The following is a 14756-nucleotide window of genomic DNA, read 5'->3' on the forward strand; positions in this document are numbered from 1 at the left end:
AAATACTATAAATTCCAATTGCGGCGAAAATAGAAAAAGCTCTGCAAAAACTCTTGTAAAGCGTAATTTTTATGAAGTCTTTGCTTACCCCATTCCCTTGCAGTTTCTACCAATATTTCCGAGAAGCTGGGATAAACAGGAGCCAAATTTGCTAAATGCTTAACTTGAATATTTTGTGATATTGCCAACGCAATTAGATTAATTAACTCGGCTGCTTCCTCTCCTAATATAGAACATCCTAAAATTTCTCCATTATCTCGGACAATTAATTTACAAATACCAGTAATTTCGCCTTTTATTTGGGCTGCTGCTGATGTTTTAAAATATTGTTTTAAAACTAAAACTTCATTTTTACCATATTGGCGTTTAGCTTGGGTTTCTGTTAAACCAATTTGTGTTACCATTGGCTGAGAAGATATTCCCCAAGGAATAGACCGATAATTAACTGCAAGGTTAGGAAAAAATAGAGCATTTTTCAGCGCTATGTTGGCTTCATAATTAGCCAGATTGGCAATATCATAGCCACCAATAACATCACCACAAGCGTAAATTCTGTGATTGGTGGTTTGTAGTTTTTCATTGACTACCAAGCGGTGGGGATAAAATTTTACACCTGCTGCTGCTAAATTGAGAGATTCTAGATTTGGCTGTTGCCCTGTTGCGACTAAAATTTCATCAGTTTCAATGGCTATATCTCCAGCTTGAACCCATTTTTTATCTTCAATTTTCAGTACTTGAGTTACTACTGTTTGGGTGATAACACGCACACCATCAACTTCTAACTGTGCAAGTAGTAATTGAGCTATTTCTGGATCAAGATGAGACAGAATATAGCGATGTTTAACTATTAAAATGACGTTGCCACCCAATCTTGCTAAAGTCTGGGCAATTTCAATGCTTTGAGGTAAACCACCAATAATTACCCAATTTTTTGGGGGGTTGGATTGATCTAAAGATTGCCAAATATTAGCTAGGGTTAGGTAGCCAGTGGCTTGTAGTCCTTCAATTTCTGGAATTGCTGGACGTGAACCGCAAGCAAGCAAATATGTCCGTCCGCGTAAAATTCGGTCTTTAACCGCAAAACCCCATTTGGGAGAAGATTGGAATTGACCACTGTCAAAGATCATATCCACCCCTTGGGCTGCTAAATTAGCGAGGGAATTGATATGTGAAAGATTTGCAGTCACACCACGAGCATATAACATTGCCTCTTTCACAGCTTTAGAAGAACCGAAATTAGACATTGCTGATGGTGATTTTTCGGTTAATCCTACTGTAGTAGGATTGTTTACGCTGTTGAAATAATTATCTGATGCCGTATTCACCTGCGGGGCAAAAATCCCCAGATTTACTAAATCAAGGGAACGCTGCGCTTTTTTAGCAAGTTCGCTGAGTGCATGATGATAATTCAAGTCATAGTTGACTTGAGGCTGTACTAAGGCCACTGTAGCGTTTAGTTGAGTTGCAGCTAAGGCGGCTTGGTATCCGGCAAGACTACCGCCAATAATGACGATATCGTAATCAATATTCATCGGGAACAGGGAATAGGGACAAGAGGACACGGAGACACGGGGACGCGGGGACACGGAGATATGGGAAAAGAAGACACGGGGATAGGGGGAAAGAGTTGACTGTCAGAAGACAATCTCTCTTTCTCACCGCGTCCTCTTCTTCCCCATCTCCCCATCACCCATCTCTCAAGACTCAGCACTCAAAACTGATTTAAGGGCTGTTAGTAATCGTTGGTTATCTGATTCAGAACGGACAGCAACTCGGAAAAAGCGATCGCCCAATTCTTTAAAACTAAGACAATCTCGAATTAAAATCTGGTACTGCTGGAGTAATTGTGCTTGTAACTGGGAGGTAGATTGTTGAGACTCTACCAGTAAGTAGTTAGCAGCGCCTTCTAGGGGTTGTAATCCGGGAATTGAGGCTAGACCTTGAAATAGTTGATTTCGGGCGGGTGGTAGCCATTTCCAGGTGTGTTCTTGAAATTCTGTATCTTGGAGGGCTGCAATTGCGGCGGCGGCGGCTAGGGTGTTGACAGGCCAGGGATCTCGCCATGATTGCCATTTAGCGAGACGGTGAGGGTGAGCGATCGCATATCCTAGTCTTAACCCAGGGAGACTGTAAAATTTGGTAAGCGATCGCAATATTACTAAATTTTCATATTCCTGCACCAATCCAATCAGGCTTTGTTCTTCATCAGGGGGCAGAAAATCCATAAATGCCTCATCTACCACCACCAAAGCAAACTCTTCCAGATAAGGCAAAATAGAATCCCGTGTAAATAACTTTCCCGTCGGGTTGTGGGGGTTATTCAGCAATAAACCGCAATTGGGCGGTGGGGAGAAGGGGAGACACGGAGATGGGGAAGAAGAGGACGCGGTGACGCGGTGATGGAGAGACGCGGTGAGAAAGAGAGATTGTCTTCTGACAGTCAACTCTTTCCCCCTATCCCCGTGTCTTCTTTTCCCATATCTCCATATCTCCGTGTAAGAGCGTCCCCGTGTCTCCGTGTCCTCTTGTCCCTGTTCCCTTTTCTCTGTTTTCAAATCAATCGGAAACTCCAGGACTTTAGCGTTGTAAGCCGCTAGAGTGCGGTAATAGTCGCCAAAGGCTGGAGTAATTAAAATTGTGGCGGATAATTGTGCTAATTCCCTACCTAATAAAGTGAGTAATTCTGCGGAACCATTGCCCGGCAGAATCCACTCAGAAGGTATTTGATGGAAATGACCCAGAGCTAGTTTTAGTTCACTATAATCTGGGTCTGGATAGTGCCTAAGATTACCTAATTGGGACACAATCGCAGCAATAACGCTGTTTGGTGGTCCCAACGGGCTGATGCTGGCAGAAAAATCCACAATAGCATCAGGGGGACAGCCAGCCAGTGCTGCTGCCCAAGCTAAATTCCCCCCGTGTGCTTGTTGTTGCATCAAAAAAAGATTTCCTAGAACAGAACTTACTCTTTTGGGGGTGCTACTCTTTCTCTAAAGAGTTTCCCAGCAGAGAAGGCGGGAACCTTAGTAGCTGGGATTTCCATTTTTTCATTGGTTTTGGGGTTGCGGCCTTCACGAGCTTTGCGTTCCCGTGATTCAAAAGAGCCAAATCCTACCAAGGTGACTTTATCACCAGAGGAAACCGCTTCAATGATTGTTTCTATGGCAGCACTTAAAACAGCATCAGCTTGTTTTTTGGTGACACTAGCCTTTTCTGCCACTGCATCAACTAATTCGCCCTTGTTCATATCAAACTCCTTGAGGTTTACTGGAGATTCTTTTAGGATGCACTTTGTCGCATCTTTACGGAAATCTCTGTTTGCAGAATTACAAAAATCGTTCCTTAAGAGTATTTACACTCAAAATCTCTGTAAATCTGATTGGCGCGACTTTTCAATGAATCATTCTAAGGCGTTGTAGCCCGAAGTGAACAGATGAAAGCATTAATTTATATAGATTTCAGGATTTTTTGTGTTTTTTGGGTCATTGTTGTACTCGAAACACCCTCTTTTTAGGAATAAATACTTACTGGTGACTCAGAACTGGAGATAAAAGTTATTTTTTTCCTTAGAATTAAAATGGTACTAATGTTTTAAGGATCGTCTTCACAATGCAGTGAGAACTGCTCTGGAGAAAGAAGGCTAAAAGAGCAATCGACCGAATTTAAATATGCGTTATCTACAACCGATACAAAAAAGCTAACTAATGCTAACAATAGCCAGCTTTTTCTTCCTGCTTCTTCAGTTCGACAGTTCGACAGGCTCACTGACCACTGCGCTCACTGACCTCCTAGAAGTGTCGGCACTATCTAGTCCACAGGCTAACACGGTCAATCTGACCCTTGTAGAGACGTTCCATGGAACGTCTCTACTTTATCGGAGGTATTTATGACCTGTGATACCCAACTTTTTTGCATAAGCCGGCTATCTGTACAGCCTACTCTCTACCGGGAACCTTCAAACCCCGACGCTCAAGGATTTGCCGCACCTGTGGACTAGGAGTGTAGTTATAACCATAGCTGGAACGTTCAGAGTCATCCATCACCTGTGGTGTGAGCAACACAATTACCTCTCTACGTTCATTGGTTCTGTTTGATCTTCTAAACAGGGAACCAATGAAGGGAATATCACCCAAAATAGGAATCTTGGTGATAGTAGATCGATCTTGGTCTTGAATAATACCAGAAAGAATTAATGTTTGACCATCTCGCAGACGAATTGTGCCTGAATTAAGGGAGCGTTCAGATACCAAGAAGATTGTTTGAGAGCCTGTACCAACGTTAATGTCTGCGGGTGCCTGAGGTGCTTTAACTACAGGTGCAACTGATAAGGAAACAAAACCGTTATCGTCAATGCGATCTACTTTTACAGCCAGGGTCAAACCCACATCTGTTTTTTCTGCTGTTATGGTTTGTGTAGTAGCACCATCACCACGAGTGATTTCGTTCTTGATGTTTCCTACTACTTCCTGAGTAAGTTTGACATTAGCCGTTTGACCTTCTTGAACAATTAAGCTTGGATCGGTCAAAATTTTAGCATTGCCACTTGTAACCTGAGCTTGCAAACTAGCTAAAAGACGTTTGGGGAATTGGTACAACGTTGGTAGCTCGTATGTGTACTCAGCAGGAGTACCAGGAGTTACCGTAGTTTGAAAACCAAACTGAGTAGGGTCCCCAGTAACAGGATCAATGGCAGTCGGGACAATCGACGTTGTAGTTGTTCCAGGAACGGCTGGGGTAAATTCTGTTAGACCTGGTCTCGTAGGGTCAGTTTGTATCCCAGCACGGGGATTTAATGCACTTGTGTCATTAAAAATATTAGCGCCACTAAGTGGATTAATGGCAGTAGGTGTGCTAGTTACACTGTTTCTTGCTTCAGTGCTAGTAGGAGGCCTGGAACCACCAAAATTTAGACTGGCTGCACCACCATCAACAGAGAAGTAATTATTACCAATCCCAAAAGAAAAGCTGGTATTGTAAAGTTGCTCTCCAGATAGGTTAACATCAATAATCTTGACATTAACCACCACTTGACGACGACGGATATCAAGTTGAGTTAATTGAGTTGTTGCCATCTCAACCATTTTAGGAGAACCAATCAAAGTAATGGAATTGGTGCGCTCGTCTCCTAATGCCTGTAAACCCCTCAGTAAAGGTGTTGAGTCTGTATAATTAATGCGTTGAGTTTCAACTCTTGTTTCCGTCGTTGTTTGAGTTTGGGTAATGGGTGCTACTCCAGTACCCACAGGCACAGCATTTACACTAGTAACTTGTCTTTCACGGCTGACAGCACTTTCTGCACCTAAAGCCACTAAAAAGTTCAAAGCGACTCCCACCGTGACCTGATTCAATCGCAGGCTACGCATGACATTATCACGGGTGGAATTAGGCAGTTTAGTGCCGACAAAAATTGTCCTGCCACTGCGGTTCGCTTCTAAACCACTCAAGCGCAAAACGTAATTAAATACATCTTGCACTGGCTCGTTTTCTATATCTAGGGAAATTGTCTTTTCATTCCCAGCAGCTGCACCAGGCTGACCTTGCTGACCCCCAGCAGGTTGCGCTCCTCCTGCTTCGCTACCTACATAAGCTAAGTTAAGACCAGCTGCACGAGCCAGCAGTGATAAGACTTCCCTGACTGGTGCATCTCGTAACACTAAACGCGGAACCCGTTCTTGAGTGCCTAAATCAATAGTAGTGGGAGAAGTATCGATGTTAGCTTGGGTAATATCTCCCACTGGAGGAGCAACTGCTCTGGGTAGGAAAGGTGGAGCTTGATTGTAAGGTTGATTGAGACCGGCTGGTTGTGATGGTTTACCATCAATTGTGATTTCTGGGTTAGGCACTAATACATCCGGTTTTTTGCCAGACTCGACAGGAGTATTAGCAAGTGTTGTGGGTGCTGGTGCTGTGGTGTTTGTACTGGGTGTTCCGGGTACTGCTGCTGCCGCGTCCGTGGATTGTGTAAAGCCCAGAGTAAGACTGTTATCTTGTCGCACTATGGGCTTACTAGTAGGGACATTATCGCTACCAGTTACTGTCACCCGTACACTATTGGCATCTAACTGATTAACTTCTACAGATGCAATTCCCGGTGCGGGGTTTTCTTGCCGGAAACTCTTACCTTGGGGTAAACGCAGTTGGGTATTGATGATATCTGCAACTAAAGATTTATCTCTTTTAGTAGTGAAAACCTGGGGTCTGTCACCGGAAGAAGTCTTTAAAATTACACTAATTCCCCCATCTGCGGGATTTAGTCGCACGTCAGTAATTTGACTTGTTTGTGCTAACACTGGTTGTGTTGCCAAAAGTACACAAGAAGTCACACTTGATATTAAAACATTACTATGAACCTGTTTCACAGTTCATTCCTCACATTAAATAAAACCTTGTTTGTATGTCTACTAGTACAGCGTGGCAGAAATAAAACTACTATTCAAAATACGTAAAAAGCTCATACTATAAACTTTTTAAATTTTGAATTTTGTATCCTGTATGGAAGCAGTAGGCTCTATTTGGAATTCACTGCGGTACTAGCCTCTAATCTCTTTTTCATCAGTTCTGATGTACGCAGTTGATCAAGGTTATTTAACCAATCATCTGTAATTAAACTTGTCGTACATTGGATTTGCATTTAAGTTACAAATCAGCACTCAGAACTTGGTAATTGTTACTTCTGGGCTGGTGGTGCTGAAGCGGCAGCTACTTCTGCTGCTTCCTCTGGAGTCAATGGCATCAAGGCCTCTAAATCAAAGGAAGTTGCCAGTTTTCCTGGGCCAATCTGCACTACTTTCTTGTTTTCCTCTGAGTTTTGTATTTCTGGGGGAACTAATTTTGAGTCATAGTTTTTGACTAGCAACAAAGGCTGTAAACGCTCGACATTACGCATAATTGACTGCGTTTGTTCAAAAGTGCCTTCAATTTCTACCTTGATCTTGCTGCGTTTGAGCTTATTGTTGACTTCGGCTCCTAAGCTATCATCAGTAATTATTTCTGGTTTATCTCCTGATGGTACAAATTTTTTCAGTGTGGCTCTGACAGAATTGGCGGTAAATTTACCATTGCTAGCATCTACTAAACGACTGGTATCCATCAGCAACGTGGACAAACTTTTTTCGTTAGCAAATAAAGCTAAAACTTGAACTTGTTGCTGCTTGGCTTGAGCTAACTCTGCCAGCACTGTGTCAATTTGTTGAGCTTGGCGTCTCTTTTGGTCAACTTGTCCTTGAAGTTCCTGACTTTTTGTTTGTTGCTGCTGATAGGTATCCCAAGCGGGCATGACCATGTTAAGTATCATGTAACCAGCTGCAAGAAACCCTATACCTCCGACTATACCGCCAATGATTGGTGCTGTTAAAGTTACACCAAAAACAACGAGGTTGGATGATGGGGCATCATCGAATCCGTTAGCGTGTTGTGAAAAACTTAAATCATCACTCAGCGTCATTTTGAAATGACTCCTGTTTTTTGGATACTACGAAGTCTAGTCACTAATCCGACTGTGCCTTTTTGTTCTAACTCACGAATTAATTCAGATGCTGGTGTGGTACTCAGACCAGCCTTAATTGTGTATTTAACCACTTGAATTGGTTTAATTTTCACACTACTTTCATTAGATTGACCATCAGGTTGAATAGCACCTGTTTCTGGAGGTGCATCGATTAACTCTGCTGTACTAATTTTACTTTCTGAGGCATTGACGAACTTGGACTGTCCCAGACTCAGTACGAAGTCGTTAACATCCCGAAAAGAGCGAGCATAGCCATTAATTTCTAAGCCTCCAGCTGGATTGCTAGGGGGTTTTCCTGGGGTAGCTTGGGTTTGAATAACAGGGGCGATTTGCTTGATATTGTCAATTTGGACATTTTTGGGAATGCGATCGCGCAAATCTTGCAACATGGCTGACCAAGGACGAATCTGATCAAACACAGTTACTAAAGCTTGTGTTTGCACTTTAATACCTGTTGTTTCAGCCTTGATTTTGTTAATATTGGCTATTTTTCCATCTAACTCCTTATTTTCTTGATCCAGTTTTCCTATGAGTTGCTCTAACTCAGCGGTTTTCATTTGCAAAAACCATAAGCTACAGAATGCCAACGCCGGCAAACACAAACCCACTCCCAGTCCCAAATACACTGGCCTTAAATCTCCTATTTGTGGTGGTTTGGGTTTTACCGGGTCGCTATCAACAGGTAAGCGGTCTTTGAGAAAATTAATATCCAGACTATACATTTTGTTAAACCTCCCGCATTCCTAGACCAAGTACTATTCCCAAGCCTGGGCGTTGCACTGATGGGTATTTTTCGGCTTCTACTTCCAAAGACAAATCCCTGATTGGATCTATTTGGGTAGTGGGGAAACCTAACCGTTGGGTAAAGAACTCATCTAGCTGTTGGAGTCCCCCCCCTGTTCCAGCTAGTAAAATCTGCGCTACTTCTAAACCTTCACTTTGATTGATGTAAAAATCGATAGAACGGCGCAGTTCGTCTGATAATTCCCCCAGCACTTTCAGCATGGGAGCCATTCCCGGATTAATCCCAGTAGTTCCGCTTTTTATAGCATCATTAGAAGTTGCCGGAATAGTCATTCCCATCAACATATCCATATCTCGTGATGTGGGTAAATTCATTGCTCTGGATAGAGCCGATTGTAGCTGATATGTGCCTATTGGTACGGTGCGCGAAAATTGCGGTACACCATTGATAATGATGGCAATTTCCGTACTGTCAAACTCAATATCAACTAACACTGCTGCTTCTTGAGGACCAAATAGTCTCAACTGATCACGAATAGTCCGAATGAGTGCAAAACTGTTAATTTCTAAAACATCGATTTTTAATCCTGCTTCTGCAAACGTACTAATATAGGTATTAGTTACCTCCTTACGAGTGGCAACCAAAAGCACCTGTACTTTTTCAATTCCATCTTCATCTACAAAGTACCCAAGTTTCTGGTAATCTACATCAGCCTCCTCTCTTGGATAGGGCAAATACAAAGCTGCTTCATGGTTGAGTACCATCTCCCGTAACTCTTTGTTATCCAATTCTGCTGGCACAGGGATAACACGTACAATAGCATCTCGCCCTGGGACACAAGTAGCAACGCGAGAAGCTTTGATTTTATTTTCAGCCATTGTTTGCTGAATGAGTTCCGCCATTCTTGGGGAATCATTAATTTGACCGTCGGTAATTATTCCTTCTGGGACTGGTACTGTTGTTAACGACTCTATTTTTAAGCCTTGACGTTGCTTGCGTAGCTGAACTATGTTCATTCGTTCTGGTGCAAGCTCAATGCCAATCCCTCTATTAGATTTACCAAAGAGATTACCGACGTTGACGATATTACTGAAACTACTGAGACTATTGAGGACTTTCACGACAGTCTTACCTGCTACATTGCTAAATGAAAAATTTAAATCCTGTTCAAAACTAATTTAGTACTAAGTAATCTATATAGCCTATAATCTCGACATTTCTGCATAAGCTTTTCACCCTTTTCAATCGTAAAAATATTAACACGATGATTCAATTACGAAAATTCCAACAAATGACTGTTTGGGCATTAATTGGCTTACTTAGCAGTTGGGTAGTAAGTTGTAGTACAAGTAATGTTAATACAGCTACAAAACCAGCTGCTTCTGAAGCAGCAACTATTGAGTTTTGGACTATGCAACTCCAACCTCAATTTACCAACTACTTCCAAAGCCTCATTGCGACTTTTGAATCGCAAAACCCCAGTATCAAAGTCAAATGGGTGGATGTGCCTTGGTCAGCGATGGAGAACAAGATTTTAACAGCTGTCTCCGCAAAAACGCCACCAGATGTTGTCAACCTTAATCCAGATTTTGCCTCCCAACTTGCAGGACGAAATGCGTGGTTAGATTTGGATGCAAAAGTCCCAAAAGAGGTTCGTTCCTCCTATTTGCCCAATATTTGGCAAGCTAGTACCCTCAATAGTAAGACTTTTGGGATTCCTTGGTATCTCACCACGAGGTTAACTATTTATAACACTGATTTATTAAAACAAGCAGGTATCAAGAAACCACCTGCAACTTATGCAGAAATAGCGCAAGCGGCACAACAAATCAAAGATAAAACGGGTAAATACGCATTTTTTGCCACTTTTGTCCCCCAAGATTCGGGTGAAGTATTGGAATCATTTGTGCAAATGGGAGTTACCTTAATCAATGCTGAGGGTAAAGCCGGGTTTAATTCACCACAGGGAAAAGCTGCTTTTCAGTACTGGGTAGATTTGTATAAGAAAGGATTACTACCTAAAGAATCATTGACACAAGGACACCGTCATGCAATTGATTTATACCAATCTGGGGAAACTGCGTTTTTAGCTTCTGGGCCTGAATTTCTGAAGACGATATCTAATAATGCGCCAAAAATTGCTCAAGCTTCAGCTATAGCACCCCAAATTACAGGTGATACAGGTAAGAAAAACGTCGCTGTCATGAACATAGTCATTCCCCGCGCCACTAAATACCCTGACGCAGCGGTTAAATTTGCTTTATTTGTTACTAATGATGAAAATCAACTAGCTTTTGCTAAAGCGGCTAATGTTTTACCTTCAACAATCAAATCACTTGCTGACAGCTATTTTAAAGAAGTTCCCAATAATGCCTCAACTGTGGAAAAAGGGCGTATTATCAGCGCCCAACAAATGCAACAAGCTGAGGTTTTAACCCCAAAAATCAAAGATTTCAAACTCTTGCAAAAGGCGATTTATGAAAATCTCCAAGCTGCAATGTTGGGTGAAAAAACGGTGGATAAAGCTGTAGAAGATGCAGCACAACAATGGGATAATCGGTAATTGAAGGCAGGAGGCAGGAGGCAGGAGGCAGAAGGCAGAAGTTTTTGAATTTTAAATATATCTGTTCCCTGTTCCCTGTTCCCTGTTCCCTGTTCCCTGTTCCCTGTTTCCTATTCCCTATTCCCTAAAAAATGACCAAGTAAATAGAGAGAACCGGATAAAACTACTAAGTTATCTGTAGAGGTGAATGCAGCATCTAAAGCTGAGAATACATCTGGATAGGTGCTGCAAAAACCTAAATCTGGGCAAGTTTCCAGGGCTAATTTTGTTAAGTGATCAAGATTGGCGGAATTACTATCGGGAACTGGTACTAAATATAATTTATCTCCTCTTTTGAGGAGTGCTTGAAAAATATCAGCATGATCTTTAGTAGCCAGCATTCCCATTACCCAAGTTATATTTTGAGTATTGAGACTATCTACATAATGACGTAAAACTTCGGCGGCGGCTGGATTGTGTGCGCCATCAATTAATAGTTTATGGTCTTTCCAGGTAATCCATTGCATTCGGCCTGGCCATTTAGTTTTTTCCATACCGTTGACTATGGCTGTTTCAGAAATTTGCCAACCTTTTTGTTGCAATATTTCCAAAGCTGCTAAAGCCAAAGCTGAATTAGTTAGTTGAATTTGTCCCTTTAATGGAAGAGGATATTTTATTAATCCTGCACTTTGAATTTTTTGATATTCTGCCCAATCTGTAGCTATGGGAAATCCTGGCTGAGGAGTGACTAGAGGGCATTGTAATACAACGGTAAGCGATCGCACGACTGTTTCTGCCTCTGCTGGCAATTGACCTACTACTACAGGACATCCCGGTTTGAGAATCCCAGCTTTTTCTCTGGCAATATCTCTAACAGTGGGGCCTAATTGCTGCCAGTGTTCCCGACTGATGGAAGTAATTACCGTCACCAAAGGTTGAGAACAGACATTAGTTGCATCTAAACGCCCACCTAATCCGACTTCTACCACTGCCACATCAACTTTTTGTTGTGCAAAATATAACCAAGCTGCTGCGGTAATTACTTCAAACTGTGTTGGTGATTCTTCTTCAAAGTCAATAGCAGCTTTAATTTTTAGTATTAATTCGCACAATTCACTTTGTTCGATTGGTTGTTCGTTAATACAAATACGTTCTGTCCAATCAACTAAATGAGGGGAAGTGTAGCGTCCTGTGCGATAACCAGCTTCAGTAAGTACTGAGGAAAGATAAGCACAAACAGAACCTTTGCCGTTAGTGCCAGCAACATGAATTACAGGAACTTGGTGATGAGGATTTCCGAGATTTGCCAATAATTCGACAATGCGGGATAGTCCCAGATTGACACCAAAGTGTTGAAAGGGTTGGAGTAAAGAGTCGATGCTTACAACCATAGGTGACAGGTGACAGGTGACAGGTGACAGGTGACAGGTGACAGTATATATTTTTCTGTTCCCTGTTCCCTGTTCCCTGTTCCCTGTTCCCTTGATTAGGCTTCTTTGTTTAAAAAGTTTTGCACTTGTCTTAAAGCCGCAGCACCGATATTAAACACAGCCCAACTAGCAGCAATCACTACTGGTGCTAAAACAATTACTACACGGGTATCGATGTCCATATTAGAAGCCCTCTGTTAATTAGAATTTAAAGTTTTGTCAACAGTTCTCAATTTTTATTTTTAGCTTAAGTGGGGTATTTTTCCAACCTTAAGTGTAAAGAATAGTTAAGTCATTGGTGATTGGTGATTGGTGATTGGTGATTGGTGATTGGTCATTGGTGATTGGTGATTGGTGATTGGTGATTGGTGATTGGGGAAAAGGTAATTAAATTATTCTTAATTGTCACCGCGTCTCCCGCTCTCCGCGTCACCGCGTCTCTCCCTCCCCAGTCACCTAACTAAAACCAATATCAGTCCCTTTACCGGCGTGAACTAGGGCTAATTTATGGTACTTTTCGGCGTGTTCGATGAGTTCTGCTGCTTCGGTATCTGTGAGTTGACGGACGATTTTAGCGGGGATGCCTACGACTAGGGAAAAGGGTGGTATGTCTTTGGTGACAACTGCACCAGCACCAATGATGCTACCCGTACCAACTCTAACTCCACCTAAAATTATTGCGCCTATACCAATTAAACTCCCAGATTCGATATGGGCAGAATGTACCACAGCACGATGTCCGACGGTGACATGATCTTCTAATATTGTGGGACAACCAGGATCACCATGTAGAATGGCTCCATCTTGAATGTTTGTGCATTCGCCAATTTCAATGCGTTCTACATCCCCTCTAACAACGGCTCCATACCAAATGCTTACTTTGGCTGCAATGCTGACTGAGCCGACAACAACGGCGTTGGTGGCGATAAAAGCAGCTTGAGAAAAATCGGGAGATGTCCAGTAGGAAACAGTAGACACGATAGAATATTGATATGGTACCCAGGAACACTGGAAAAACTCCAACTTTTGAGGCTGGTTGCACAACCAGGATATCACAGCCGTTTAGCCTCTAGGCTGAGGAAGGCACTAGTACCGGTTGGCGGAATTAAAAACTAAAAATTAAAAATTAAAAAAGCAGATTACACAAGCTTTTTAATAATTTTTAATAGTAGCTTTCTTTTCGTCGTGTTTTACTAGTTTGCTCAGGCAGTAACCCCCTGATTGTGTGGAACAGTGAGCAAGTAACTAAAAGTAGCGGAGCCGAAGTGTAAAATTAAACTCAATGGTGCTGGTGAAGAGAAAACTATGTTTGTACGCACTTCATGATGAATCCAGGCTTGCAGTACCCAATATTTGGCCCTGAAATACAGTGTCCCCATTGTCGCCAGACTATTCCCGCGCTGACACTGACTGACACCTATCTTTGTACGCGTCATGGCGCTTTTGAAGCAGATCCGAAAACTGGGGAGTTGGTACATCTCCAGTCGGGTCGTCATTGGCGCAGATGGGATGGAGAATGGTATCGACAACATACTCATCCTGATGGCATTCGGTTTGAAATTCACGAAGCGTTAGATAAGCTATATACCCAAGGCTATCGTGCTACAAAGGTGATTATTGCCCGACGTTATGAGGAGTTGATGACTGGCTATCTAGAACGCAGTAGTCCTTGGCGTGCTGGACAACCAGAAGGTGCTTCTGCTCGTTTATATGGCTTACCAGTTGAGTTTAGTCCAGATACTGCTGATGAACCTTGCTGGGAAGTGATTAATTTTGATTTGGACAAGGAGCTAGGTGTGCCGGTGCGTTATCCTTATTTTCGGCTGTTTGAGTAAGGAATGTGGAGTACCGAGTACTGAGTACCGAGTACCGAGTGCCGAGTACTGAGTACTGAGTACTGAGTACTAAGTGGTGAGTGGTGAGTGGTGAGTAATGAATGATAATAATTAGTAGTTGCTCTTATTCACAGGTCTTCATCTACTTGTCTACAAGGAACATTACTTAGTTATGGATTCTACTAAAGTATCTTTTTACTCGCTACTCGGTACTCACTACTCACTACTGAATTATGCATCACGTTTCTATTCGGACTGGGAATATTCACCATGCGATCGCTTTTTATGAGCAGTTAGGATTTACGGTTGGCGATCGCTTCACTACAGGATATACTTTAGCTTGTTGGATGGAAGGATTGGATAGCCGCATTGAATTAATCCAAATTCCCCAGCCAAAACCAGCCCCTGATGCTTTTGCAGATGAGCATTATGTGGGCTATTATCATCTTTCCTTTGATTTAACTGAAATTACGCCGGATTTGCATGATTGGTTGGAAAATTTAAAGGCGCGAATAGCTATAGTTAGTGATTTACAGCCTTTGAAAATCCTTTTAGAACCGACACAACAGCAAATAGGCGATCGCATTTTGGAAGTCGCTTTTATCGCTGATGCTGATGGTTTACCTTTGGAGTTGATCCGGTTTTTGTCAAAGCTGGGTTAAATTAATTATCAGCTAGATTCAGTTCGCTTAATTAG

At 42.2% G+C, this 14756-nt stretch carries 13 protein-coding genes; 3 read left to right on the forward strand and 10 right to left on the reverse strand.

The annotated features are described in order from the left end of the window. Window positions 1–5: 5 nt before the first annotated feature. From H6G68_RS17485 to pilM, 7 genes are all read right to left on the reverse strand, one after another. Window positions 6–1532, reverse strand: coding sequence for a dihydrolipoyl dehydrogenase family protein (locus tag H6G68_RS17485; RefSeq protein WP_190907784.1), 1527 nt, complete (start codon window positions 1530–1532; stop codon window positions 6–8). Window positions 1533–1697: 165 nt separating this feature from the next. Further along, window positions 1698–2936, reverse strand: coding sequence for a threonine-phosphate decarboxylase (locus H6G68_RS17490; RefSeq protein ID WP_190907785.1), 1239 nt, complete (start codon window positions 2934–2936; stop codon window positions 1698–1700). 26 nt (window positions 2937–2962) lie between these two features. Beyond that, entirely contained in the window at window positions 2963–3247 is a 285-nt protein-coding gene (locus H6G68_RS17495) for an HU family DNA-binding protein (RefSeq protein WP_016950232.1), read from the reverse strand. A 688-nt stretch (window positions 3248–3935) separates the two neighbouring features. Next, window positions 3936–6359, reverse strand: coding sequence for an AMIN domain-containing protein (locus H6G68_RS17500; protein WP_190907786.1), 2424 nt, complete (start codon window positions 6357–6359; stop codon window positions 3936–3938). 308 nt (window positions 6360–6667) lie between these two features. Continuing rightward, window positions 6668–7444, reverse strand: a complete 777-nt coding sequence (locus H6G68_RS17505; RefSeq protein ID WP_190907787.1) for a pilus assembly protein PilO — start codon at window positions 7442–7444, stop codon at window positions 6668–6670. Next, a complete protein-coding gene (locus tag H6G68_RS17510; RefSeq protein ID WP_190907788.1) occupies window positions 7441–8229 on the reverse strand; it encodes a PilN domain-containing protein in 789 nt (262 codons plus the stop codon). The genes H6G68_RS17505 and H6G68_RS17510 overlap by 4 nt, the downstream gene beginning before the upstream one ends. A 4-nt stretch (window positions 8230–8233) precedes the next feature. Next, the gene (gene pilM / locus H6G68_RS17515) at window positions 8234–9373 is read right to left on the reverse strand and encodes a type IV pilus assembly protein PilM (RefSeq protein ID WP_339327871.1); all 1140 of its coding nucleotides are present in this window, start codon (window positions 9371–9373) and stop codon (window positions 8234–8236) included. Between the two features lie 143 nt (window positions 9374–9516). Between pilM and H6G68_RS17520 the strand changes: the two genes are divergently transcribed. Beyond that, entirely contained in the window at window positions 9517–10815 is a 1299-nt protein-coding gene (locus H6G68_RS17520; RefSeq protein WP_190907789.1) for an ABC transporter substrate-binding protein, read from the forward strand. Between the two features lie 110 nt (window positions 10816–10925). Here the strand turns inward: H6G68_RS17520 and H6G68_RS17525 are convergent, their stop codons facing one another. The 3 genes from H6G68_RS17525 to H6G68_RS17535 all read right to left on the reverse strand — a co-directional run bounded on the left by H6G68_RS17525 (window position 10926) and on the right by H6G68_RS17535 (window position 13202). Further along, the gene (locus tag H6G68_RS17525) at window positions 10926–12185 is read right to left on the reverse strand and encodes a bifunctional folylpolyglutamate synthase/dihydrofolate synthase (protein WP_190907790.1); all 1260 of its coding nucleotides are present in this window, start codon (window positions 12183–12185) and stop codon (window positions 10926–10928) included. A 95-nt stretch (window positions 12186–12280) separates the two neighbouring features. Then, the gene (locus tag H6G68_RS17530) at window positions 12281–12406 is read right to left on the reverse strand and encodes a photosystem II protein Y (protein WP_016950225.1); all 126 of its coding nucleotides are present in this window, start codon (window positions 12404–12406) and stop codon (window positions 12281–12283) included. 274 nt (window positions 12407–12680) lie between these two features. Beyond that, the gene (locus tag H6G68_RS17535) at window positions 12681–13202 is read right to left on the reverse strand and encodes a gamma carbonic anhydrase family protein (protein ID WP_190907791.1); all 522 of its coding nucleotides are present in this window, start codon (window positions 13200–13202) and stop codon (window positions 12681–12683) included. Between the two features lie 344 nt (window positions 13203–13546). Between H6G68_RS17535 and H6G68_RS17540 the strand changes: the two genes are divergently transcribed. Beyond that, window positions 13547–14059, forward strand: a complete 513-nt coding sequence (locus H6G68_RS17540) for a TIGR02652 family protein (protein ID WP_190907792.1) — start codon at window positions 13547–13549, stop codon at window positions 14057–14059. Window positions 14060–14292: 233 nt separating this feature from the next. After that, a complete protein-coding gene (locus H6G68_RS17545) occupies window positions 14293–14721 on the forward strand; it encodes a VOC family protein (protein ID WP_190907793.1) in 429 nt (142 codons plus the stop codon). Window positions 14722–14756 lie beyond the last annotated feature (35 nt).

The sequence above is a fragment of the Anabaena catenula FACHB-362 genome, from assembly GCF_014698735.1.
Lineage (GTDB): Bacteria > Cyanobacteriota > Cyanobacteriia > Cyanobacteriales > Nostocaceae > Anabaena > Anabaena variabilis_A.